General features: G+C 40.0%; 25 protein-coding genes. 20 read left to right on the forward strand and 5 right to left on the reverse strand.

Going from position 1 to position 21,911, the window contains the following annotated elements; genetic code table 11:
• The first annotated feature begins 634 nt into the window (after positions 1-634).
• From QM460_RS09025 to QM460_RS09075, 11 genes are all read left to right on the forward strand, one after another.
• On the forward strand, positions 635-1,768 hold the full coding sequence (locus QM460_RS09025; protein WP_414289898.1) for a DUF4767 domain-containing protein: 1,134 nt from the start codon (positions 635-637) through the stop codon (positions 1,766-1,768).
• Positions 1,769-1,916: 148 nt separating this feature from the next.
• The gene (locus QM460_RS09030) at positions 1,917-2,621 is read left to right on the forward strand and encodes a hypothetical protein (RefSeq protein ID WP_414289899.1); all 705 of its coding nucleotides are present in this window, start codon (positions 1,917-1,919) and stop codon (positions 2,619-2,621) included.
• A gap of 150 nt (positions 2,622-2,771) precedes the next feature.
• Positions 2,772-3,206, forward strand: a complete 435-nt coding sequence (locus QM460_RS09035) for a pyridoxamine 5'-phosphate oxidase family protein (RefSeq protein ID WP_414289900.1) — start codon at positions 2,772-2,774, stop codon at positions 3,204-3,206.
• A gap of 1 nt (position 3,207) precedes the next feature.
• Entirely contained in the window at positions 3,208-4,041 is an 834-nt protein-coding gene (locus QM460_RS09040; protein WP_414289901.1) for an SIR2 family NAD-dependent protein deacylase, read from the forward strand.
• Entirely contained in the window at positions 4,026-4,790 is a 765-nt protein-coding gene (locus tag QM460_RS09045) for a protein-ADP-ribose hydrolase (RefSeq protein WP_414289902.1), read from the forward strand. Before QM460_RS09040 ends, QM460_RS09045 begins: the two co-directional genes overlap by 16 nt.
• A gap of 86 nt (positions 4,791-4,876) precedes the next feature.
• Positions 4,877-5,326, forward strand: coding sequence for a MarR family winged helix-turn-helix transcriptional regulator (locus tag QM460_RS09050; protein ID WP_414289903.1), 450 nt, complete (start codon positions 4,877-4,879; stop codon positions 5,324-5,326).
• Positions 5,327-5,344: 18 nt separating this feature from the next.
• Positions 5,345-6,196, forward strand: a complete 852-nt coding sequence (locus QM460_RS09055; RefSeq protein ID WP_414289904.1) for an SDR family oxidoreductase — start codon at positions 5,345-5,347, stop codon at positions 6,194-6,196.
• The gene (locus QM460_RS09060; RefSeq protein WP_414289905.1) at positions 6,193-6,921 is read left to right on the forward strand and encodes an ATP-binding cassette domain-containing protein; all 729 of its coding nucleotides are present in this window, start codon (positions 6,193-6,195) and stop codon (positions 6,919-6,921) included. Before QM460_RS09055 ends, QM460_RS09060 begins: the two co-directional genes overlap by 4 nt.
• Positions 6,914-8,434, forward strand: coding sequence for an ABC transporter permease/substrate-binding protein (locus tag QM460_RS09065; RefSeq protein ID WP_414289906.1), 1,521 nt, complete (start codon positions 6,914-6,916; stop codon positions 8,432-8,434). The genes QM460_RS09060 and QM460_RS09065 overlap by 8 nt, the downstream gene beginning before the upstream one ends.
• Positions 8,431-9,054: an endonuclease III domain-containing protein gene (locus tag QM460_RS09070; RefSeq protein WP_414289907.1), complete on the forward strand. Its 624-nt coding sequence runs from the start codon at positions 8,431-8,433 to the stop codon at positions 9,052-9,054. Before QM460_RS09065 ends, QM460_RS09070 begins: the two co-directional genes overlap by 4 nt.
• 225 nt (positions 9,055-9,279) lie before the next feature.
• Complete coding sequence (locus tag QM460_RS09075) at positions 9,280-10,218, forward strand: AEC family transporter (RefSeq protein WP_414289908.1); 939 nt, start codon at positions 9,280-9,282, stop codon at positions 10,216-10,218.
• Positions 10,219-10,268: 50 nt separating this feature from the next.
• On the opposite strand, the gene QM460_RS09080 is transcribed toward QM460_RS09075, so the two are convergent.
• A complete protein-coding gene (locus QM460_RS09080) occupies positions 10,269-10,601 on the reverse strand; it encodes a glucuronide permease (protein WP_414289909.1) in 333 nt (110 codons plus the stop codon).
• Between the two features lie 32 nt (positions 10,602-10,633).
• Positions 10,634-11,179 (reverse strand): TetR/AcrR family transcriptional regulator, encoded by a 546-nt coding sequence (locus tag QM460_RS09085; RefSeq protein ID WP_414289910.1) that lies wholly within the window; start codon positions 11,177-11,179, stop codon positions 10,634-10,636.
• A gap of 132 nt (positions 11,180-11,311) precedes the next feature.
• On the opposite strand from QM460_RS09085, the gene QM460_RS09090 reads away from it, so the two are divergent.
• Positions 11,312-12,214: a cation diffusion facilitator family transporter gene (locus QM460_RS09090; RefSeq protein WP_414289911.1), complete on the forward strand. Its 903-nt coding sequence runs from the start codon at positions 11,312-11,314 to the stop codon at positions 12,212-12,214.
• 76 nt (positions 12,215-12,290) lie between these two features.
• Positions 12,291-13,328 (forward strand): zinc-binding dehydrogenase, encoded by a 1,038-nt coding sequence (locus QM460_RS09095; protein ID WP_414289912.1) that lies wholly within the window; start codon positions 12,291-12,293, stop codon positions 13,326-13,328.
• A 216-nt stretch (positions 13,329-13,544) separates the two neighbouring features.
• Here the strand turns inward: QM460_RS09095 and QM460_RS09100 are convergent, their stop codons facing one another.
• On the reverse strand, positions 13,545-14,546 hold the full coding sequence (locus QM460_RS09100; RefSeq protein WP_414289913.1) for a LacI family DNA-binding transcriptional regulator: 1,002 nt from the start codon (positions 14,544-14,546) through the stop codon (positions 13,545-13,547).
• Between the two features lie 168 nt (positions 14,547-14,714).
• Between QM460_RS09100 and QM460_RS09105 the strand changes: the two genes are divergently transcribed.
• The 4 genes from QM460_RS09105 (at position 14,715) to QM460_RS09120 (ending at position 18,519) form a co-directional block, all read left to right on the forward strand.
• Positions 14,715-15,893 carry a galactokinase gene (locus QM460_RS09105; RefSeq protein WP_414289914.1) on the forward strand — a complete coding sequence of 393 codons (1,179 nt, stop codon included), beginning with the start codon at positions 14,715-14,717 and terminating at the stop codon, positions 15,891-15,893.
• Positions 15,894-15,904: 11 nt separating this feature from the next.
• On the forward strand, positions 15,905-16,564 hold the full coding sequence (locus QM460_RS09110; RefSeq protein WP_414289915.1) for an HAD family hydrolase: 660 nt from the start codon (positions 15,905-15,907) through the stop codon (positions 16,562-16,564).
• Complete coding sequence (locus tag QM460_RS09115; RefSeq protein ID WP_414289916.1) at positions 16,564-18,045, forward strand: UDP-glucose--hexose-1-phosphate uridylyltransferase; 1,482 nt, start codon at positions 16,564-16,566, stop codon at positions 18,043-18,045. Before QM460_RS09110 ends, QM460_RS09115 begins: the two co-directional genes overlap by 1 nt.
• 69 nt (positions 18,046-18,114) lie before the next feature.
• Positions 18,115-18,519, forward strand: a complete 405-nt coding sequence (locus tag QM460_RS09120) for a PaaI family thioesterase (RefSeq protein ID WP_414289917.1) — start codon at positions 18,115-18,117, stop codon at positions 18,517-18,519.
• Between the two features lie 56 nt (positions 18,520-18,575).
• On the opposite strand, the gene QM460_RS09125 is transcribed toward QM460_RS09120, so the two are convergent.
• Together QM460_RS09125 and QM460_RS09130 are read right to left on the reverse strand one after the other, a co-directional pair.
• Positions 18,576-18,962, reverse strand: a complete 387-nt coding sequence (locus QM460_RS09125) for a bleomycin resistance protein (RefSeq protein ID WP_414289918.1) — start codon at positions 18,960-18,962, stop codon at positions 18,576-18,578.
• Positions 18,963-18,972: 10 nt separating this feature from the next.
• The gene (locus QM460_RS09130) at positions 18,973-19,800 is read right to left on the reverse strand and encodes an exodeoxyribonuclease III (RefSeq protein ID WP_414289919.1); all 828 of its coding nucleotides are present in this window, start codon (positions 19,798-19,800) and stop codon (positions 18,973-18,975) included.
• A 218-nt stretch (positions 19,801-20,018) separates the two neighbouring features.
• On the opposite strand from QM460_RS09130, the gene QM460_RS09135 reads away from it, so the two are divergent.
• From QM460_RS09135 to QM460_RS09145, 3 genes are read left to right on the forward strand one after another with little or no spacing between them, the layout of a single operon-like run.
• Positions 20,019-20,918, forward strand: coding sequence for a CPBP family intramembrane glutamic endopeptidase (locus QM460_RS09135; RefSeq protein ID WP_301559476.1), 900 nt, complete (start codon positions 20,019-20,021; stop codon positions 20,916-20,918).
• On the forward strand, positions 20,902-21,168 hold the full coding sequence (locus tag QM460_RS09140; RefSeq protein ID WP_000006514.1) for an autorepressor SdpR family transcription factor: 267 nt from the start codon (positions 20,902-20,904) through the stop codon (positions 21,166-21,168). Before QM460_RS09135 ends, QM460_RS09140 begins: the two co-directional genes overlap by 17 nt.
• Entirely contained in the window at positions 21,169-21,810 is a 642-nt protein-coding gene (locus QM460_RS09145; RefSeq protein ID WP_301559475.1) for an SdpI family protein, read from the forward strand.
• Positions 21,811-21,911: the final 101 nt, after the last annotated feature.

Raw genomic sequence — 21,911 nt, forward strand, 5'->3', positions numbered from 1 at the left:
CCATATGATTCTTTCTAATGATGGTTTGGTCGCTTTTCATTATAGATCTTATGGGACTTTTTTTCTACACAAAAATAGGCTCCATAATATCCATAGGGGATTTACCCACTACAAATATTATAGAGCCTTTTTGTGCCTTTAATTATCAAATTTGCCCTCTTTGACAACTGTGGTTGAGTTATGAATTGTTACTATCTGGAGCTAAACAAAATGGTTCGCTCTTTTTGTTTTCAAATTTAGGAAGATTTTGGTTTAATGTTATTAAAGTCACGGAGTATAAAAGTATTGTTTAATGATTTCGTGACTTTTCCTAGCTTCTATCTTTCATTTATATTTTATTGTTTCAATGCGTCAATAGTCTTTTATTTAATTTCCTGTAAGCTTGTATAATCATTTAACTGTATTATAGGTTAACTTTAAATAATGGTTAATCTCTCTTGTTATAGGGCCTATGAGATTTCTTTACATTATATTTAGCTACATAGTATTTATTGAAGGTGTATCGAATATAAGAATTATAGAACTTATTTACTTAGTATTTGTATATAAGATTTTTTATCTTACCGAATCTCTCAAATATTTGATATAATGTAAGCAAAGCTATGGACATCATTCATTTTAAGAGGAGATTTTTATGGGTCATAAAAGTATACTAGGAAGTCTTTTTATTCTTATATTTAGTTTCTTTACAGTTGGTTGTAGTAATCAAAATTCCGAGCTTTCTAGTAAAGATATTAGTTTATCTACTTCAACTACTAGTAACGAGATAAAGTCTGGGGAGTCTAAGAAAGATTATAAAGATTTGTACAAGTCAGTTTTTGATGATTACCAAAAAATATTTTCTACTTCGAATGATTCAACTGCAATTTCAAATCTTTATCAAAGTTTAAAAGCTACTGAACGTCCTATCAATAGTTGGTCTATTGAAAATGCTATAAATCGTTCAGATGATATGCGTTATTCTTTTGTCGATTTAAATGATGATGGTATTGTGGAGTTTCTTGTTGCGGATCTTAATTTAAGTGGAAAATACTTTTTAACTGGAGTGTACTCTTTACAAGAAGGTAAGCCTGTTCTCTTAGCAGAAGGTTTTGCTGCAGGACATGGTGGAGCTAGGAATGCAGCAATTATTTATCAAGGTGGGGAGATTCTTGAATTAAGTTGGTTGTCTGGAACTGGTAAAGGTTATGGAGCTCTTTATAAGTTAAATGAAAATCAAAAGGGGGCTAGTAAACTTCAGGAAAAAGAATTTCAAATAGAATCTAATTATATTGGATCTAATTTTGGAAAAACTGAATCGGATCAAATTGATTTAAGAGGTTTTGATTGGCAAAAATTTGAAAGCTCTACTAGCACGACCATTTCGGGAGAAAAACAAAAAGCTCCTTGGAATGCAAGCAAATCTGCAAAATTAGAATCCTTCATTAAAGGATGGGGCGAAAGACTAGGTCAACCTAATTACAAAAAAGGAATTTCTGGTGGTGATGTTGGTGCGGATAATCTCTATAGCTTTGGAGATGGACCAAGCGAAAAAATGAATGCCGAATACACGGATACAGGTTTAGGTAATGCTAAGTATCGAATTGTGGAGCGATATAGTAACTGGGATAAATACCCGGACGTGCACAGCTACTTTTTTGCAATAACTGATACAGGGGAAGCGATTGTTTTTCATTCTCCAACAACAAATGGTGGAGTCATGTATTTAAAGCCGACAGAGAATACAGAGATCCAAGCGGAGTTTAAACGCTTAGTTGAGGAAGAATAGAAAAATGAAGAGTTTGGTCTTGGCCAAGCTCTTTTTATAAAAATCTCTTTCTTCCGTGTTTATGCTTTTTGAGTGTTTAATGGTATACTTGTGTTAAGTCAGATAGAAAAGTGTCATTCGATGACGACATTATCAGTAAGGAGAATATATGCCAAAAATTGTGAAGTTTCATAGTATTTATTATAGATTTGTTCTATTTATAGTTTTTTTATATTTTTCTGTTGTCTATCAAATTGCTGGGCGTGAAATTCAAGAATTTACTATATTTAATTACGCCTTTAGCTTTCATCAAACACAGTTAGTGTATTGCCTTCTTTTATTGATTTTAGTTGGCATTGGAATAAATTTTCTTTGTCCTTGGAAATTTTCTATATCTCCAAAAGGGATTTATCTTAGAAGATTAGCTTTATTTGTTCCTTGGAGTGATATTAGTGGAGTTTCGCATGTTTGGATTAACAAGGCGAGTAATTTTAGTAGTGGGATTAATTTTTATAACAATAAATGTTTAGTTTTCTATCGTCATGATTACAAGCCGATTTGTATCTATAATATTTCTTTATTGGCTTTATTTGCTGTTAAACTCTTTAATCCTCAGATTAAGACGAATATCTTATCAGCTAGTTTTGCTACGGGATTTAATATTCTATTAAATGCTTCACTTTTATTTTATCTTTACTTTTTTGATTTAAAGACTCTTAGTTTTAGTTCTTTTTTACTTTTTTGCTTACTCTACTTTATAAAAATTTTTATCATTCCTTTATGCTTGGTTTATAGTCAAAATTCTAAGTATGGTCCTTATCTGGTGCATAGTAGTTTCTTTAAGAGGAATGATTCAGATGTGATTCATGTTTAATTTTATAAAAATGATGGCTTTCTACTTTTTGGTAGGAAGTTTTTATTATTTCGATATCGAAACAGTTGACAGGTGTAATAAAAAGAGTTACAATTGTTTCATAAAGTTCGATATGGAACTAAAATTCAAAGAAAGACATGGTGTTATATAATGGATTATTTGAAAGTACTAGTCGAAGAGATTCATTCAGTTGTAGTGGCAACGGTTGATGAAACGGGACATCCGCATACAGCTGTCATGGATATGATGTGGGAGGATGGGAAAAAAGTCTATTTTTTGACAGCTGATTTTAAACCCCTCTACAAGCGTCTTAAGGAAGATGGACGTGTAGCGTTGACAGGGATGACTCAAGGAGCAGGAACCATGGACCGTAAATCCATTTCCTTAACGGGTCAAGTGGAGTGGATTGGAAAAGAGCATCTTGAAGAGTTGTTGGAAGCTAATCCATATATGTATGAGATTTATCCGACAGAAGAGGGGCGTAGTCACCTACAAGTCTTTCGTTTTAAAAAAGTAGTAGGGGATTTTTATGATTTGACGCAATTGCCTCCCTACCAAGCAAGATTTGAAATTGAGGGAAGATAAGATGACAAAGATTCAAGAAGCAAAGAAAATTATTGAAGAAGCAGATAAGGTTGTGATTGGAGCAGGAGCTGGTTTATCTGCAGCGGCGGGTTTAACCTACTCAGGGTCACGTTTTCAGGTTTTTTTTAAAGATTATATTGCTCGTTATGGCATGCAGGACATGTATTCTGCAGCTTTTTATCCTTTTGAGGCTCTTGAAGAGCGCTGGGGCTATTGGGACAAACATATCTATCATAATCGTTACCAACCGGATGGACTTCCACTTTATAGAGATCTTTTCGACTTGGTAAAGGACAAGGATTATTTTGTGATTACGACCAATGTAGATGGGCAGTTTATGAAGACAGGATTTGCTCCGGAACGTTTCTTTGAAGTACAGGGCAACTACGGAGAGTGGCAATGTTCCGTCCCTTGTCGCCAGCAAGTCTTTGATAATGAAGGAGCTGTCATGGAGATGCTAAAAGAAATCAAGGACTTGAAAATTCCAACCGACTTGATACCGTATTGTCCTCATTGTGGGGCGCCAATGACCATGCATTTACGTGTAGACCAGGATTTTGTTCAAGATGAGACTTGGGAGGAATCTTATGAAGCCTATCAAAGATTTTTGGAAGGGATAGAAGATCAAAAGGTTGTCTTCTTAGAATTGGGTGTCGGATACAATACGCCGACCATCATTCGCTATCCTTTTGAGAAAATGACAGCGGTATTTCCAAAGGCTCATTTGATTCGTCTCAATCGTGATGATCTTGAAGGCTTTGGTACTCCAAAAGAAAAAACAATTTCTATAAAAGATGATATGAGGGAGGTTCTCCAACAATGGCTAGCAGACTAGAATATTTGATTGATGTTTTAAAAAGCGAGCAAGGATTGACAGAACTAGAGATTCCTGAAAAGGTAGAGGAGCAAGAAGTTTTATATCGGGCTCTTCAAAATGTCCGCTATCCAGCACCAGTGACAGCCGACTTTCTCTACCAACAAGACCGTTATTTACAAGAAAAACTATTAGAAAAAGGAGTTATAGACTTGAGAGACTTAACTCCCATTCGGCCCAATCTCTACCTGTGGCAAGGCGATATCACTCGTCTGGCGGTTGATACCATTGTCAATGCGGCCAACAGTAAGCTTTTAGGTTGTTTTGTACCTAATCATTCGTGTATTGACAATGCTATTCACACAGTTGCAGGAGTTGAACTGCGTCTAGCGTGTCATGAGCTCATGCAAGAGCAAGGAAGGGATGAAGCTACAGGTCAGGCAAAGATGAGCAAGGCCTACAACTTACCTTCACGCTATGTTCTTCATACAGTGGGCCCTATTATCTATGAAGAAGTGACAGATTTGGAAAGACGACAGTTAGTCTCGTCGTACGAAGAGTGTTTGAACTTAGCTTATGAAAAAGGTCTTAGAAGCTTAGCCTTTTGTTGTATCTCAACAGGAGAATTTCGTTTTCCAAATGAAGAGGCAGCCAAGATTGCGATAGAGACGGGTGTACAGTTTCAGAAAAAACACCCTGATATGATAGTTGTATTCAATGTTTTTAAAGATCTGGATTACGCGATTTACGCAGATTTATTAAAAAATTGATATTTCTATATCGAAATAGTTGACAGATGTAATTCATAGTGTTACAATAGTTCAAAAGGTTCGATATAGAACAAAAAGGAGTAAAAATGGATAAGATGTTAGGGGGCTACCAAGCTCTACAGATTCGTTTGTTGAATGGGCGTATCTTTCAAAAACTATTGAACAAGGAACCAGATACTCAATACAGAAGTGAACAGGGAAAAATTTTAACGATTTTGTGGAAGCAAGAGTTGGGGTGCGCTACAGCGACCGATATCGCTCTTGCGACGGGTCTAGCCAATAATACATTGACCAGTATGGTTAAGAAATTGGAAGAACAAGGCTTGGTCACGATTCAACCTTGCACACAAGATAAAAGGAAAAAATATATCTCTTTGACAGAACTCGGTTGGGCTCAAAAAGCAATTGGAGACCGTGTCAGCAAAGAACTGGGAGAGATTTTCTACCAAGGCTTTTCTGATCAAGAAATTCAAGAATTTGAGGCCTATCAAGAGCGTATTATCACAAATCTAAAAGCTAAAGAGAATGACATCTAGGGAAAGGAAGTAACAGTTATGATCGGAATTACAGGTGTAACAGGGAACTTAGGTTCCTATGTGGCTGATCTTGTCGATAAAAAAGGAATCGCTTCCGTCCATCTAGCACGAAGTCCAGAGCGTGCTAAGGTTTACGCGTCTGCGGAAATCCGTAGAATATCCTATACCAATACTCCAGAGGTGGTTGAGGCTTTAAAGGGTATCGATATCTTGTTAATGGTTTCTGCTCGGGAAAATCCAGAGCGTGTCAAGGAGCACAAGGAGTTTTTAGATGCTGCAAAGCTAGCAGGAGTAGAGCATATCGTCTATACCTCCTTTTACGGAGCAGATGAAAAAGCAACCTTTACCTTGTCTCGAGATCATGCCCAGACGGAAGCCTATATCAAGGAGTTAGGATTCACCTATACATTTTTGAGAGATAATTTTTACTTAGACTTCTTGTTAGATATTGCGCTTGAAAATGGAGAAATTCGTGGTCCAGCAGGAAGTGGGAAGGTTTCAGCAGTTGCCCGTAAGGACACATCTAGTGTTGCAGCAGAGATTATCTTACATGCTAAGAAATGGGAAAATCAAACCTTGAATCTGACAGGGCCAGAGAACCTTTCCATGGAAGAAATCGTAGTGCTTCTCTCAAAAGAGACCGGTAATGCCATCACGTATGTAGATGAATCAGTAGAAGAAGCTTATGAGTCACGGAAAAAATGGCCAGCACAAACTTGGGAGTACGATGCTTGGGTCAGTACCTATACAGCGATTAAAGCTGGGGAACAAGCTGGAGTTTCAACAGATGTCGAAAAGGTATTAGGACGTCCAGCTATGAGTTTAATAGATGTTTTGAAAGAAAGACAGTTGCTTGAGGATGATTTATGATTGAATACAAACATGTAGCCTTGCGCTACACGGAAAAGACCATTTTAAAAGATGTCAATCTCCGCATTGAAAATGGAGAATTCATGGTGCTAGTGGGTCCTTCAGGATCTGGTAAGACCACCATGATCAAGATGGTGAACCGTCTCTTGGAGCCGACAGATGGCGATATCTATATGGATGGAAAACGCATTAAGGACTATGACGAACGGGAGCTCCGTCTCAGTACCGGCTATGTCCTTCAAGCCATTGCCCTATTTCCTAACTTGACGGTTGCGGAAAATATAGCTCTCATTCCTGAGATGAAGTGCTGGAGCAAGGAGCAAATCGCTTCTAAAACAGAAGAACTCTTGGATAAGGTTGGCCTGCCTGCTGCAGAGTATGCAAAGCGCATGCCTAGTGAGTTATCTGGTGGGGAGCAACAGCGGATTGGCATTGTACGAGCCATCATTGGGGAACCCAAAATTCTATTGATGGACGAGCCTTTTTCAGCCTTGGATGCCATCTCTCGCAAGCAGTTGCAAGAATTGACCAAGGCATTACATAAAGAATTCGGCATGACGACCATCTTCGTAACCCATGATACGGATGAGGCCTTAAAATTAGGGGATCGAATTGCAGTTTTACAAGATGGAGAAATTCGTCAGGTGGCAAAACCTGAAACAATTTTACAAGCGCCTGCGACAGACTTTGTAGCAAACTTGTTTGGAGGTAGCATTCATGTCTAATTTGATTTCAACCTTTCAAGAGCGTTTTGGGGAATGGTTAACCGCTCTTGGGCAACACTTACAATTATCTCTTTTGACCTTATTGGTCGCTATTTTTCTGACCATCCCACTTGCGGTTTATCTAAATGGTCACAAAAAAGCAGCGACCTGGGTGCTACAAGTTGCAGGTATCTTCCAGACTATTCCCTCAATGGCTTTGTTGGGGCTCTTTATTCCTTTCATGGGGATTGGAACCTTACCAGCCCTCACAGCTCTTGTCATTTACGCTATTTTCCCGATTTTAGAAAATACAATCACAGCCCTGAATGGCATTGATCCTAGTCTTGAGGAGGCAGGGATTGCTTTTGGAATGACCAAGTGGGAGCGACTCAAGAAGTTTGAAATTCCACTGGCCATGCCTGTCATTGTATCGGGGGTTCGAACAGCGACCGTTATGATCATTGGGACAGCGACTCTAGCAGCTCTTGTGGGAGCTGGGGGATTGGGCTCCTTTATCCTTTTGGGAATTGATCGTCGGAATACTAGTCTCATTTTAATCGGAGCAATCTCATCAGCCATCTTGGCCATTCTCTTTAATGTCATTCTCAAATGGTTGGAAAAGGCAAAGTTGCGTACGATTGTTTCGGCCTTTGCTGTCATGATCCTTGGTTTGGGAGTTAGTTATGTTCCAAGCATCATCCCACATAATGAGAAAGACAATCTCGTCATTGCTGGGAAGTTAGGACCTGAACCTGAGATTCTCATGAATATGTATAAACTTCTCATCGAGGAAAATACGGATATGACGGTGACGGTCAAGCCTAACTTTGGGAAGACAGATTTCCTTTACCAAGCACTGAAAAAAGGAGATATTGATATCTATCCAGAATTTACAGGTACTATTACAGGCTCTCTCTTGCAGCCAACTCCTAAAGTGAGCAATGACTCTGAAGAAGTTTATGAAGTAGCGCGTGATGGCATTAAGAAACAGGATAATCTAGTCTTACTGAATCACATGGCTTATCAAAATACCTTTGCTATTGCAGTTCCAAAAAGTATAGCTAAAGAATATCATTTGAAGACTATTTCTGACCTAAAGGGAGTTCAAGATAAACTGAAGGCAGGATTCACTCTGGAGTTTAATGATCGTGAGGATGGAAACAAGGGCTTGCAGTCTGTTTATGGATTGAATCTCAATGTGGCAACCATGGAGCCAGCTCTTCGCTATGATGCGATCAAGGCTGGAGATATTCAGATTATGGAAGTCTACTCGACAGATCCTGAAATCGAGCGTTACCAACTTCAAATTTTAGAAGATGATCAGCACCTCTTCCCGCCTTATCAAGGGGCGCCATTCATGAAAGCTGAGTTACTCGAAAAACATCCGGAGTTGGAAGCTGTTCTTAATAAGCTAGCTGGTAAAATCACTGAGAGCCAGATGAGTCAGATGAACTATCAGGTTGGTATTGATGGTAAGGATGCTTATAGTGTTGCACATGATTTCTTGGTGGAACAGGGATTATTGAACAAATGATGAGGCAAGAAGAAATACAAGAGACTCTTTTGCGACTCTGTAAGCACTATGGAGAACAAAATTGGTGGCAATCGGATAACAAGCTTGAAGATCTGGTATCGACTATTCTTATCCAGCGAACATCTGAGAAAAATGCTAAGTTGGCTTTAGCTGGTCTTATGGATGTCATGACAGTAGAGGGTATCCTAGGGTTATCACTAGAAGATTTACAGGAACGTATTCGACCTGCTGGATTTTTTAAGCAAAAGTCTCAAACGATTAGGGAACTTCTAATCTGGTTAAGAGAAAATGGTGGTTTTGAGGTTCTTACTAGGATTGGAACAGAAGATTTACGGAAGCAACTTTTGGAGTTAAAAGGGATTGGACCAGAGACTGCAGATGCACTTTTACTATATCTTTTTGATCGTTCAGTTTTTATTTCGGACGAATATGCTAGAAGACTTTTTCGACGATTAGGATTTGGAAATTTTGATACCTATAATGAAATGCATGCTGTTTATTGTAATGTATTGGAAGGACTCACTCTCAAACAATGCCAAGAGATTCATGCTGTTATTGATGAACATGGGAAAGCTTTTAGCAAAAGTAAAGGCCAGTTAGACGAAAGTTGGTTACGATAAAAAAATTCTAAGGCTTCTTGTCTTAGAATCAAAACGAAGACAAACGCCAAAAATGACGTTTGTTTTCGTTTTTTTATAGGACCGGGAGGTCCTCTATGTTTGAAAAAAGAGGATCGTTTATCTGTAAATGCAGAGGTTGAAAAATTGTGCTCTTTTTGTGATATACTAGAGTAGTTTTTGAGACTTGTAGAAACACTGTCATTTCAAAAAAGAAAAGGGGAGAACATGGACATCTTTTTGAGGAGTATATCGGGGATTCTCGTCATCCTTGGCATGATCTTAGTCGGCTTTGTCATAGGTGAAAAAGGCTGGTTCGATGACAAGTCACGTGGCTTGATCGCAAAGCTAGTCACTCAAGTCGCCTTGCCCTGCTATATGCTCTACACCATCACACAACGCTTCACAACAGCAGATTTACTTAAAATGTTGCCAGCACTGCGGTTTCCTGCCCTGTCTATGGTTATTTTGCTTGGCATCGCGTCAGGAGTAGCCAAGATCTTTGCAGTAAGACAGGACCGTCGCGGCCTCTTTATTTCCATGTTTTTTAATTCCAATACGATTTTCGTGGGGCTCCCCATTAACCAAGCCCTCTTTGGAGATGCCAGCATTCCCTATGTTTTGATCTATTACATGTGCAATACGACCTTTTTCTGGACTTTGGGAACTTATCTCATCCAGCGAGATGGTGAGGGAGAAGCGCAGTTTGATCTCAAAACGAGTCTGAAAAAAGTCTTTTCTCCGCCCCTGATGGGCTTTATCTTGGGGCTAGTCATGGTGATGCTGCAGGTCAAGATGCCAGCTTTTCTAGCCAGTGATTTGCAGTATCTGGGTAATTTAACGACACCTTTATCCATGATATTCATCGGTTTATCAGTATCTCATATAGGCGTGAAGCAGTTGGTTCTGGGAAAAGATCAGTTATTGATTCTACTTGGTCGCTTCCTGGTTGCCCCTCTCTTGATGGCGACCATCGTCTACTGGGTCCCTCTTCCCAGCTTGATGAAGCAGGTATTTATCATCCAGTCCGCCATGCCTGTGATGACCAATGCGCCGGTTGTTGCCAGACTCTACGGAGCTGATAGTGATTATGCTGCAATCATGGTGACAGAGACAACACTTGCTACCATGGTGATGATCCCTATTCTCATGGTGTTGATTGCATAACAAATAGAAACTACAAAAGCTCAAGTTTTTTCTGAAAACTTGAGCTTTTCTTATATGAGAGCTAATAAAATTGTAATCACCAGAGCGATGCCCACTCGAATGACATGGTGGGCTGGGTGGAATACTTCTTTGCGTTTCCCATTCCAATAGGCCCCGTAGCAAATCAAACTACAGCCGATCAGCCAAAGGAATAAAGCAACAATCGGCAAAAGGAAGTAGAGGATGAGAGATAAGGTCGCAAGGCAACTTCCGATGAATAGAAGTTGATTTCCTAGAGTATTCTTGCCTTTTCTTAATTCTGAAAGGCTGGCCAATAAATGAAGGAGGGCAAAGGCAAGCGCTAAGAAGGCTGTAAAAATAGCAAGAATAATAACGAAGTTCATAAGATTTCCTTACTAGATAGAATAATGATGATTTATTTTTGTTTGGTTGTCATTTCCATGACGTCTAAGTAAAATCTCACTACTTGATCCTCCGTGTAAGATTTCCCCTTTTTCAGCCACCAGGTCAATGTTTCGATAAAGTTAGTTACAACATAGTGTTTGAGATAAGAAGCAGGAATATTAGGATAGGAAACTTGCAAGTCCTCTGCGACCATAGGATAAACATGGTGTTCCAATTCTTTCTGCAATTGACGGAGGAAGTAGTCGTTTTTAGAGAAAAGAAGACTGGTGACGTGGTCCTGATTTTTCTTAAAATGTGAAAAGATATGAGCCAAATAAGCTTCTGTAGATATATTTTCCTCACGTTCAAAAAGATGATGAAAGAGATAACGGCAGAGCTCGTCTAGAAGCAGTTCCTTACTTTCATAGTGACTGTAAAAGGTGGAGCGACCGACATCTGCTAGGTCAATAATCTCCTGAACAGTGATGGATTCAAAATTTTTTTGATTTAGTAATTGTAAAAAAGCAGTATAGATAGCTTTTCGTGTCTTGGTAATGCGACGATCTTGACTAGTCATATGGACACTTTGAACAAACTGTTCAGTAACTTACAAAATAAACAGTTTGCACCTATCCTTTCTGTAATGAATGTTAGATAATGATAATGAACAGGATGTTCATGAATCTATTATATCAGAGGAAACAGGATTATGAAGACAAAATATGCAGTTTGGTTAGCTTTTTTCTTGAATTTAAGTTATGCCATTGTCGAGTTTATCGCTGGTGGAGTGTTTGCTTCCAGTGCTGTTCTTGCCGACTCTGTCCATGATTTGGGAGATGCAGTCGCAATTGGTGTATCAGCCTTTCTTGAAACAATTTCCAATCGTGAAGAAGATAGTCATTACACCTTGGGTTACAAACGATTTAGTCTCTTAGGAGCCTTGGTAACGGCTGTGATTCTTATGACAGGATCTGTTCTGGTTATCTTGGAAAATATAACGAAACTCGTTCATCCACAACCTGTCAATGATGAGGGAATCCTCTGGTTAGGAATCATTGCTGTTAGCATTAATGTGCTGGCGAGTCTAGTAGTTCGTAAGGGAAAAACCAAGAATGAGTCTATTTTGAGCCTGCATTTTCTGGAAGATACTCTGGGTTGGCTGGCTGTTATCCTAATGGCCATTGTTCTGCGATTTACCGACTGGTATATTCTGGATCCACTCTTATCTCTTGTCATTTCCTTCTTCATTCTGTTAAAGGCGATTCCTCGTTTTTGGTCTACACTCAAGATTTTCCTTGACGCTGTGCCAGAAGGTGTAGATATCAAGCAAGTAAAGAGCGACTTGGAGCAACTGGACCATGTCGCTAGTATCAATCAGCTTAATCTCTGGACCATGGATGGTTTGGAGAAAAATGCCATTGTCCATATTTGTCTAAAAGAAATTGAACAGATGGAGGTCTGTAAAGAATCCATTCGAACCTTACTCAAAGATTGTGGTTTCCAAAATATCACCATTGAGGTTGATGCAGACCTAGCAACTCATCAAGCCCATAAGCGAAAAATTGAGGAGTTGGAAGTAGGTCAAAGTCATGGACATGAACATCATCATTAATGAGATGTAGTATAAGTGAGCGAAAGCTAAATAAAAAGTGTATACTTAAAGTAGTTAGATACAGAGAGGAAATTTTATGAAATCAGCAGTTTATACTAAAGCTGGCCGGGTTGGTCTGGCAGAAATTGATCGTCCGAAAATTGAGGCGGCAGATGATGCCATTATCCGCATTGTTCGCACTTGCGTTTGCGGTTCAGACCTTTGGAGTTACCGCAATCCCGAAATCGAAGAAGGGCATAGTAATAGTGGTCATGAGGCTATCGGAATTGTCGAAGAAGTTGGTGAGGCTGTCACTACTGTAAAACCAGGTGACTTTGTCATCGCGCCTTTCACTCATGGTTGTGGTCAGTGTGATGCCTGTCGTGCCGGTTATGATGGGACTTGTGACCGCCATATTGGCACCAACTGGTCAGGTGGTGTCCAGGCGGAGTATATCCGTTTCCACTTTGCCAATTGGGCACTTGTGAAAATTCCAGGTCAACCTTCAGATTATAGCGAAGGCATGCTCAAGTCACTTTTGACACTTGCTGATGTCATGCCGACCGGTTACCATGCAGCGCGTGTTGCTAATGTGCAAAAAGGCGACAAGGTTGTCGTTATTGGGGATGGGGCTGTTGGTCAATGTGCTGTCATTGCAGCTAAGATGCGTGGAGCATCGCAAATCGTCCTCATGAGTCGTCACGAAGATCGTCAACAAATGGCCTTGGAGTCAGGCGCGACAGCAGTCGTAGCTGAACGTGGTGAAGAAGGCATTGCCAAGGTGCGAGAAATTCTTGGTGGTGGAGCAGATGCAGCTCTCGAATGTGTCGGTACAGAAGCAGCCGTCGACCAAGCTCTCGGTGTACTCCATAATGGAGGACGCATGGGATTTGTCGGTGTGCCTCACTACAATAACCGTGCGCTTGGTTCGACCTTTGCTCAAAATATCTCAGTGGCAGGTGGAGCAGCATCAGTTACTACTTATGATAAACAAGTTTTATTAAAAGCAGTTCTTGACGGTGATATCAATCCGGGTCGTGTCTTTACTTCAAGTTACAAACTAGAAGATATCGACCAAGCTTATAAGGCTATGGATGAACGCAAGACTATCAAGTCTATGATTGTGATGGATTAATACTCTTCGAAAATCTCTTCAAACCACGTCAGCTTCACCTTGCCGTAGATATAGGTAACTGACATCGTCAGTCTTATTTACAACCTCAAAGCAGTGCTTTGAGCAACCTGCGGCTAGCTTCCTAGTTTGCTCTTTGATTTTCATTGAGTATAAAAAGAAAATCCTAATAGAGATTTGAGAATCTCTATTAGGATTTTTTATGTTCAGTTGTTGTGATTAATGCAAGGTGCTTTCTCTAAGTGTCAGTTTGGTTCCTAGCATAGTAAGGCTTGGAATTTTACGTCCGTGAAGGACTTCTCTGTTCAAAATATCCATTCCTGTGCGTCCCATTTCTTCGGTGTAGACTGTGATACTGGAAAGTGGTGGGAACACTTGCTTGGTTAGAATGGTATCATTAAAGGAAATAATGCTGACGCGCTCAGGAATGATGATGCTGGCTTCCTGAAGGGCGCGAAGGGCACCAATGGCCAAGCTATCACTGGCAGCAAAAAAGGCCTGTGGAAGTTTATCTCCTAATTTTTCAATAGCTTCCTTCATCAAATCATATCCAGATTGGGCAGTAAATAGACCTTGAAAAATGAATTTTTCGTTATAAATACCTTTTTCTTGCGTATAGGATATAAAGTAATCTAAACGCTTATCTGAGATAACTTCTTCATGGTCAGTAGTAGTTTCAAGACCGGATAAGATACCAATCTTTTTAAGCCCATGATCTGTAAAGTAATCAACAACCTGTCTAACAGCATTATAGAAATCTGTAATGACACAGGTATGACCAAGAGCAATCGTATCACTGTCTAAAAATACTAGGGGTTTGTGGTATTCCTCAAATGATGCAATCTGTGCTTGGCTAAATTTCCCAATACAAAGAATCCCAATCACTTCTTCGCTAAGCGTAAAAGGCTGGTCATTAAAATAGCGCAAAATGTCGTAATCTAATTCTTGTGCTCTATTTTCAATTCCTAGTCGAATCTGGTAGTAGTAGAGATCTTCTAACTCTCCCTGTTCACTGACCCACTGGATGATAGCGATTTTCTGTTTGAGTTTATGAGATTCACCTGTTTTGAGATGTTTGGTGTAGCCTAGTTCTTCGGCAACGGTTAAAATACGATGTCTGGTTTCTTCTGTGACAGATAGACTCTGATCGCGATTGAGGACACGGGATACAGTTGCGATCGAGACAGAGGCTAGCTGAGCAATATCTTTGAGTGTAGCCATAATTCCCCTCCTTTTTAGGTTATTATAGCATATTTTTCTTCCTTTTTACTCATAGTTTAGTAAAATATCGGTAAAAATGTTGACCTAAGCAAAACCCTTGGGTACAATAGAAGAAAACGATTACAGGATAAACTTTTTTACCTAATATTTCGTAAAAGGAGAATTCATATGACACAACATCTTACTGCTGAAGCACTTCGCAAGGATTTCCTTGCTGTTTTTGGTCAAGAAGCAGACCAAACCTTCTTCTCGCCAGGGCGCATCAACTTGATTGGGGAACATACTGACTATAACGGTGGGCATGTTTTCCCAGCAGCTATCTCACTAGGAACTTATGGGGCTGCTCGTAAGCGTGATGACCAAGTTTTGCGTTTCTACTCAGCAAACTTTGAGGATAAAGGAATTATCGAAGTTCCTCTAGCTGACCTTAAGTTTGAGAAAGAGCACAACTGGACCAACTATCCAAAAGGTGTCCTTCATTTCTTGCAAGAAGCAGGTCATGTGATTGACAAAGGTTTTGATTTCTATGTCTTTGGGAATATCCCAAATGGTGCGGGCTTGTCTTCTTCAGCATCTTTGGAGCTTTTGACTGGTGTCGTGGCAGAATACCTCTTTGACCTAAAATTGGACCGTCTAGACTTAGTAAAAATCGGAAAACTAACAGAGAACAACTTTATCGGCGTTAACTCTGGTATCATGGACCAATTTGCTATCGGTATGGGGGCAGACCAACGTGCTATTTACCTAGATACTAACACTCTAGAATACAACTTGGTTCCACTTGATTTGAAAGACAATGTTGTTGTGATCATGAATACCAACAAACGTCGTGAACTAGCAGATTCTAAATACAATGAACGCCGTGCTGAGTGTGAAAAAGCAGTGGAAGAACTTCAAGTGGCCTTGGATATCCAAACCTTGGGTGAATTAGATGAGTGGGCTTTTGACGAGTACAGCTACCTGATCAAAGACGAAAATCGTTTGAAACGTGCTCGCCATGCCGTTCTTGAAAATCAACGTACCCTTAAAGCACAAGCAGCTCTTCAAGCAGGAGAGTTGGACAAGTTTGGTCGTTTGATGAATGCGTCTCACGTTTCTCTTGAGCATGATTACGAAGTGACTGGCTTGGAATTGGATACCCTTGTTCACACTGCTTGGGCTCAGGAAGGTGTTCTTGGTGCTCGTATGACAGGAGCTGGCTTTGGTGGTTGTGCGATTGCCTTGGTTCAAAAAGATGCGGTTGAGGCCTTTAAAGAAGCTGTTGGCAAACACTATGAAGAAATTGTTGGCTATGCTCCAAGCTTCTACATCGCTGAAGTTGCAGGTGGAACTCGCGTCTTAGATTAGGAGAGAAGGATATGGAAGCTGTAATATTTGATTTAGATGGCTTATTAGCCGATACTGAAATCATTTCTCTAAAAGTTTATCAAGAATTGCTTAGAGATTTTGGAATTCCTTTCACAGAAGAAACTTATTCTAGAGACTACAGTGGACATAGGGAAGAGGAGAATGTTCAACGATTTTTGGATACCTATGATTTACCTTGGAACTTTGACCAAACCTTGGATAAAGTTTATGAACTGGAAGCTCAAATCTTAGCCAAAGGTGTAAATTTAAAAAAAGGTGCTAAAAATTTGCTTACTTATTTGCAAAAAGAAGGCATTCCAATCGCTTTAGCAACTTCAAGTGTTGAATCTCGAGCTAGAATGATCTTGGATAGCAATGGTATACTATCACTATTTGACCATTTAGTTTTTGCAAAAGATGTAAAGCGAAGCAAACCTTACCCTGATATATTTTTAAAGGCTTGTAGTGATTTGAACGTTTTACCAGAGAATTGCTTGGTACTAGAGGATAGTGAAGCAGGGATTGAAGCGGCGTATAGAGCTGGGATTCCAGTTATTTGTATTCCAGATTTAAAAATACCAGCACAGTCTTTCTTAAATAAAACAGAACAAGTTTTTCAGGATTTGGATGCTGTTAGAGACTATTTAGAAAGTAAGAAGGAGGTTTTCTAGTGACCTTAGTAGAAACATTTGTTACCAAAGTCATTGCAGAAAGCACCTTTGAAGAGTTGGATCGGATTTATCTGAGCAATCGCGTCTTGGCACTGGTGGGAGATGGAGTTCTTGAAGTTGAGACTGACCAAAATGATTTGATTGAACTAAAAGATCAGCTTGTTGAGGAAGCAGTTCGCTTGGAAACGATTGAAGATAGTCTGGCTGCGCGTGAGATTCTCGGTGCAGACCTCATGGACTTGGTAACGCCTTGTCCAAGTCAGGTTAATCGAGACTTTTGGGCTACTTATGCCCAGTCACCAGAGCAGGCGATTGCAGACTTCTACCAACTCAGTCAGAAGAATGACTACATCAAACTAAAGGCTATCGCAAAGAATATTGCTTATCGTGTTCCTTCTGACTACGGTGAACTGGAGATTACTATCAATCTCTCTAAGCCTGAAAAGGATCCAAAAGAGATAGCGGCAGCCAAGTTGGTCAAGTCGAGCAACTATCCTCAATGTCAGCTTTGTATGGAAAATGAAGGCTACCATGGACGTGTCAATCATCCAGCTAGAAGCAACCATCGTATTATACGTTTTGATATTTCTGGGCAGGAGTGGGGCTTCCAATATTCGCCTTATGCGTACTTTAATGAGCACTGTATTTTCCTAGACAGCCAACATCGTCCCATGGCTATTAGTCGCCAAAGTTTTGAGCGTTTGTTAGCAATTGTGGAGCAGTTCCCAGGTTATTTTGCAGGCTCGAATGCTGATTTACCAATCGTGGGTGGCTCCATCCTGACGCATGATCATTACCAAGGTGGGCGACATGTCTTCCCAATGGAAGTGGCTCCTTTACAGAAAAGCTTTACCTTTGAAGGTTTTGAATCTGTCAAAGCAGGGATTGTTCAGTGGCCTATGTCTGTGATTCGATTGACGTCGGATTCAAAAGACGATTTGACCAACCTTGCTGAGAAAATCTTACTTTCTTGGCGTCAGTACTCAGATCCAAGTGTACAGGTTTTGGCGGAAAGCAATGGAACTCCGCACCATACTATCACACCGATAGCCCGTAAACGAGATGGACAGTTTGAGTTGGATTTGGTCTTGCGGGACAATCAAACATCTCCAGAGCATCCAGACGGCATCTATCATCCCCACAAGGATGTCCAACATATCAAGAAGGAAAATATCGGCTTGATTGAGGTTATGGGTTTAGCCATTTTGCCACCACGCTTGAAGGAAGAAGTAGAGCAAGTAGCAGCTTACATAGTCGGAGAGGATGTTCCAGTTGCAGATTATCACCAAGAATGGGCGGATGAGTTGAAGGAATCCCATCCTGGATTGACTGACAAAGACCAAGCTCTTAATATCGTTCAAGAATCTGTGGGTAAAATCTTCGCTCGGGTATTGGAAGATGCAGGGATTTACAAGCAAACAGAAGAAGGACAGGCAGCCTTTATGCGCTTTGTGGAGCAGGTTGGTATTTTGCCCGAATAAGTGCTTCTCTCTTGCGTAGAGTCTTGAAAAGTAGTATCATAGTGTCGTTTGAAATATCAGGAGGAACGTATGAAAGATTTTCACTTTGACGCTATATCTGCCTTTGAAAACTACGAAATTGAAAAAATGAGAGATGGTCACGTTGTGGTGACGACAAAAGTAGTGGACTCCTCACTCAACTATTATGGGAATGCCCATGGAGGCTATCTATTTACTCTTTGTGACCAAATCAGTGGTCTTGTGGTGATTTCGCTAGGATTAGACGGGGTGACACTCCAGTCTTCCATTAACTACTTGAAAGCTGGAAATCTAGGGGACATTCTCACTATCAAAGGAGAATGTGTCCATCATGGACGCACCACTTGTGTCGTCGATGTTGATATCACCAACCAAGATGGCCGAAATGTCTGCAAGGCAACCTTCACCATGTTTGTCACAGGAAAACGATCTGAAGATAGACAGGTGAGGATATAGGAAATAAGAAAAAGAGGCATGTGCCTCTTTTTCTTATACTCTAGTGCTGTATTATACTATTCACTAAATCTTAAAAAATAGCCATCTGGGTCTAAAACAGCAAATTCATGAGGGTAGATATATTGTTCATCAACACGAAATTCTCTTTTAGTCAAAGGACGATGAATAGGATAGTTAGACTCGATTACTTTCTGATAGAGTCGAGGAACATCCTCGATGCCAAAGGAAATATTGACACCGCGTCCGAAAGGATAAGTCAGTTGGGCTAATTCTTCTGCACTGCCTTCTTCTAGCATAAGTTGGCAGTCTTCAAGCGAGAGGAAGAGAAATTTCTCCTCTGGACGCTCGTATTGGACAGTGAATCCCAGCAAGTTGCAGTAGAAGCGGCGCGACTTTTCGATGTCAGATACTACAAATTCAGGGATGACGGCTTGATAGTCCATTCGTTTCTCCTTAAAGTTCAATCTCCAATACAATCGGTGTATGGTCTTGGCGTGCGCCTGAATCAATCATATCTGACTTGGTAACCTTGTCTGCCACACGGTTACTTGTGAGCCAGTAGTCGATTCTCCAGCCTGTGTTGTTGATTTTTGAAGTCTTGCTGCGTTGTGCCCACCAAGTATAGCGTTCTGGCACATCGCCATGGATATGGCGGAAGGTATCTGTAAATCCTTTGGCTAAAAGGTTTGTAAATCCTTCACGTTCTTCGTCTGTGAATCCTGGTGAACGACGGTTGCTAGCCGGGTTAGCAAGGTCAATTTCCTTGTGGGCAACGTTGTAGTCACCAGTTGCTAGGACAGGCTTTTGCTTGTCTAGTTCAGCCAAGTATTCCGCATATTTGACGTCCCAGACTTGACGCTCTTCTAAGCGTTTGAGGCCATCCCCAGCATTAGGAGTGTAGACCTGAGTCACGAAAAATTCATCAAATTCAAGAGTAATGATGCGTCCTTCCAAGTCCATAGTAGAAGGTGCGCCAATCTCTGGGAAGCTGATAGTTGGAGTAAGTTCTTTCTTATAGAGGAACATAGTTCCAGCATAGCCTTTACGGGCAGGCTCTTGAGAGGAACGCCAAGTGTTTTCGTAACCTGGGAAGAGTTCTTCCAGTACCTCAAGGTGTTTTTTAGTAGGACCTTTAGCTGAAAGCTTGGTTTCCTGGATGGCAATGATATCAGCATTTTCAGCAACCAAGGTTTGGAGGACGTCTTGTGATAATTTCGCACGCGCAGAGTCACTCGTCAACGCTGCATTGAGGGAATCAATGTTCCATGAGATTAGTTTCATAGTGTGTACCTTTTCTAGATGTATTTCTTATATTTTATCAAAAAAAAGTAAAGCCAGCGAGTTTCTAGTTTGGAAACTCACTCTTTAGACTTTATCCTTAGAAAACAAAAAATTCTCGAAACTATTTTGAAAAAAATCTAAATAGTTCTTGTGTTTGGAGTGGAAAGGTATATAATATTATTTAGAAAAACATCTAAATAGAAAGTGAAGTTACAAATATGTCAAATAAGAGAACAATCCCTCTTTTTGTGGTCTTGTCTTATGGTCTTGCTTGGATAATATGGTTGGCACTATGGCTAAGTGGTATTGGACTAAATTCTCCATTGAGTCAGCTTGCTAGTATTGTGGCCATGTGGATGCCTGCGCTTGCAGTCCTTCTCTTAGGGAAAATAACGAAAAAACCTAGTGGAATCAAGTCTAAATTAGTCGTGAATCTCAAGAGGAACTGGAGCTTTTACTTACTAGCTATCTGGTTGCCAGCAGTTATCAGTTTTTTAGGAGCAGGACTTTATTTTCTTGTATTTCCTAACAATTTCAGCCTTGGTTTTGAATCTATTCAAGCCATCTTACAAGAAAAAGGTATCCTTCAATCACCGATCCCCCTATCTTCCTTGGTCTTGATTCAAATCCTAGCTAGTTTAACCTACGCTCCTTTTCTTAATAGCTTATTTGCATTGGGAGAGGAAATTGGTTGGCGTGGTTATCTTTACCCAGCTCTAAGAGAACGATTTTCACTAGTACAGACTCATGTCTTGCTTGGTCTCATTTGGAGTCTATGGCATTTACCAATCAATTTGCAAGGCTATAATTATGGATTAACTTATTTTGCATATCCCGTTTTGGGAATTGTTGCCATGTTCCTATTTTGTTTTAGTCTAGGAATATTGTTGAGTTGGATGATGGAAAAAACAGGATCTATCTGGGCTTCAGCACTATTTCATGGGGCAATCAATGCAACTGCAGGTTTTGGATTACTCTTTCAACTGCCTGGAGAAAAAGCTTCAAGCCTCTTGATTTTTGGTCCGTCACCAGCAGGACTGATAGCAGTGCTACCCTGCTTATTCCTTGCCTTACTGATATTGCGAATAGAAAGGAAGCACCATGAGTTTTGCAAATAGCTTTAAAGCTTTATCTCATCCAGTCAGGAGGGAGATTTTGAATTTGCTTAAAACAGGCAGATTATCTGCAGGAGAAATTGCCAGTCATTTTGAGTTAACAGGTGCAACAATTTCACACCACCTTACGATTTTGAAAGCAGCGGATTTGATTCGTGAAATGAAAGAGAAAAACTTTATTTATTATGAGTTAAATACATCAGTTTTAGAGGATATGATGGTGTGGTTAGCAGAACTGAAAGGAGATTTTTAGATGAAGATAAAAATCAATAAGAAATTGGTATTATATACTAGCATTCTTATCCTACTGCCTACCCTTGTAGGTTGTGTTTTCTGGTTTCAACTACCAGAGAAGATGCCGACTCATTTTAATCTACTGGGCCAAGCAGATGGCTACGATCATAAAATGTTTGCTATCTTTGGATTACCGGCTCTCATGCTTTTGATGCATTGGTTGATTCTATTCTTGATGATCAAGGATCCTAAGTCCAGCAATATTAGTTCAAAAATACAACTTTTGATTTACTGGATTATTCCTTTTGTATCTTGTCTATCGATGATTTCTATCTACGGAGTATCTTTGGGTTATTCTATGATGAGTGGAATTCTAGCTCAGATTTTTATGGGAGTCATCATGATTGTAATTGGAAATTATCTACCCAAAACACGCCGAAATTATATAATCGGTATTCGACTTCCGTGGACTTTGGAGAATAATGAGAACTGGAGCAAAACGCATCGCATAGCTGGAAAAATTTGGGTATTAGGAGGATTGTTATTGTTTCTAAATGCCTTTGTTCAGCTATATGTTTACTGGGTATTTTTCTTGACACTTTTCTTTGTAGTGATAATTCCTAGTGTCTATTCTTATCAATTATCAAAATCAGAATCTTGAAATAGGTATTTGAGTCGTTAGTTAGAGAAGTTGGTCTGATACGCGTATTTCCCCAACGTATAGTTTGAAAAATCAAGGTCATTCCTATATAATAAAGAATG

Origin of the sequence: Streptococcus infantis (genome assembly GCF_047464415.1) — a bacterium.
GTDB lineage: Bacteria > Bacillota > Bacilli > Lactobacillales > Streptococcaceae > Streptococcus > Streptococcus infantis_AE.

Bases quoted from the DNA above. Each gene is read 5' to 3' on its own strand.
- QM460_RS09030 (WP_414289899.1), top strand. From the start codon at position 1,917: ATGCCAAAAATTGTGAAGTTTCATAGTATTTATTATAGATTTGTTCTA.
- QM460_RS09110 (WP_414289915.1), top strand. From the start codon at position 15,905: ATGGAAGCTGTAATATTTGATTTAGATGGCTTATTAGCCGATACTGAA.
- QM460_RS09140 (WP_000006514.1), top strand. From the start codon at position 20,902: ATGAGTTTTGCAAATAGCTTTAAAGCTTTATCTCATCCAGTCAGGAGG.
- QM460_RS09055 (WP_414289904.1), top strand. From the start codon at position 5,345: ATGATCGGAATTACAGGTGTAACAGGGAACTTAGGTTCCTATGTGGCT.
- QM460_RS09050 (WP_414289903.1), top strand. From the start codon at position 4,877: ATGGATAAGATGTTAGGGGGCTACCAAGCTCTACAGATTCGTTTGTTG.
- QM460_RS09035 (WP_414289900.1), top strand. From the start codon at position 2,772: ATGGATTATTTGAAAGTACTAGTCGAAGAGATTCATTCAGTTGTAGTG.
- QM460_RS09125 (WP_414289918.1), bottom strand. From the start codon at position 18,962: ATGGACTATCAAGCCGTCATCCCTGAATTTGTAGTATCTGACATCGAA.
- QM460_RS09130 (WP_414289919.1), bottom strand. From the start codon at position 19,800: ATGAAACTAATCTCATGGAACATTGATTCCCTCAATGCAGCGTTGACG.
- QM460_RS09105 (WP_414289914.1), top strand. From the start codon at position 14,715: ATGACACAACATCTTACTGCTGAAGCACTTCGCAAGGATTTCCTTGCT.
- QM460_RS09100 (WP_414289913.1), bottom strand. From the start codon at position 14,546: ATGGCTACACTCAAAGATATTGCTCAGCTAGCCTCTGTCTCGATCGCA.
- QM460_RS09060 (WP_414289905.1), top strand. From the start codon at position 6,193: ATGATTGAATACAAACATGTAGCCTTGCGCTACACGGAAAAGACCATT.
- QM460_RS09145 (WP_301559475.1), top strand. From the start codon at position 21,169: ATGAAGATAAAAATCAATAAGAAATTGGTATTATATACTAGCATTCTT.
- QM460_RS09075 (WP_414289908.1), top strand. From the start codon at position 9,280: ATGGACATCTTTTTGAGGAGTATATCGGGGATTCTCGTCATCCTTGGC.
- QM460_RS09025 (WP_414289898.1), top strand. From the start codon at position 635: ATGGGTCATAAAAGTATACTAGGAAGTCTTTTTATTCTTATATTTAGT.
- QM460_RS09040 (WP_414289901.1), top strand. From the start codon at position 3,208: ATGACAAAGATTCAAGAAGCAAAGAAAATTATTGAAGAAGCAGATAAG.
- QM460_RS09080 (WP_414289909.1), bottom strand. From the start codon at position 10,601: ATGAACTTCGTTATTATTCTTGCTATTTTTACAGCCTTCTTAGCGCTT.
- QM460_RS09045 (WP_414289902.1), top strand. From the start codon at position 4,026: ATGGCTAGCAGACTAGAATATTTGATTGATGTTTTAAAAAGCGAGCAA.
- QM460_RS09135 (WP_301559476.1), top strand. From the start codon at position 20,019: ATGTCAAATAAGAGAACAATCCCTCTTTTTGTGGTCTTGTCTTATGGT.
- QM460_RS09085 (WP_414289910.1), bottom strand. From the start codon at position 11,179: ATGACTAGTCAAGATCGTCGCATTACCAAGACACGAAAAGCTATCTAT.
- QM460_RS09065 (WP_414289906.1), top strand. From the start codon at position 6,914: ATGTCTAATTTGATTTCAACCTTTCAAGAGCGTTTTGGGGAATGGTTA.
- QM460_RS09120 (WP_414289917.1), top strand. From the start codon at position 18,115: ATGAAAGATTTTCACTTTGACGCTATATCTGCCTTTGAAAACTACGAA.
- QM460_RS09070 (WP_414289907.1), top strand. From the start codon at position 8,431: ATGATGAGGCAAGAAGAAATACAAGAGACTCTTTTGCGACTCTGTAAG.
- QM460_RS09095 (WP_414289912.1), top strand. From the start codon at position 12,291: ATGAAATCAGCAGTTTATACTAAAGCTGGCCGGGTTGGTCTGGCAGAA.
- QM460_RS09090 (WP_414289911.1), top strand. From the start codon at position 11,312: ATGAAGACAAAATATGCAGTTTGGTTAGCTTTTTTCTTGAATTTAAGT.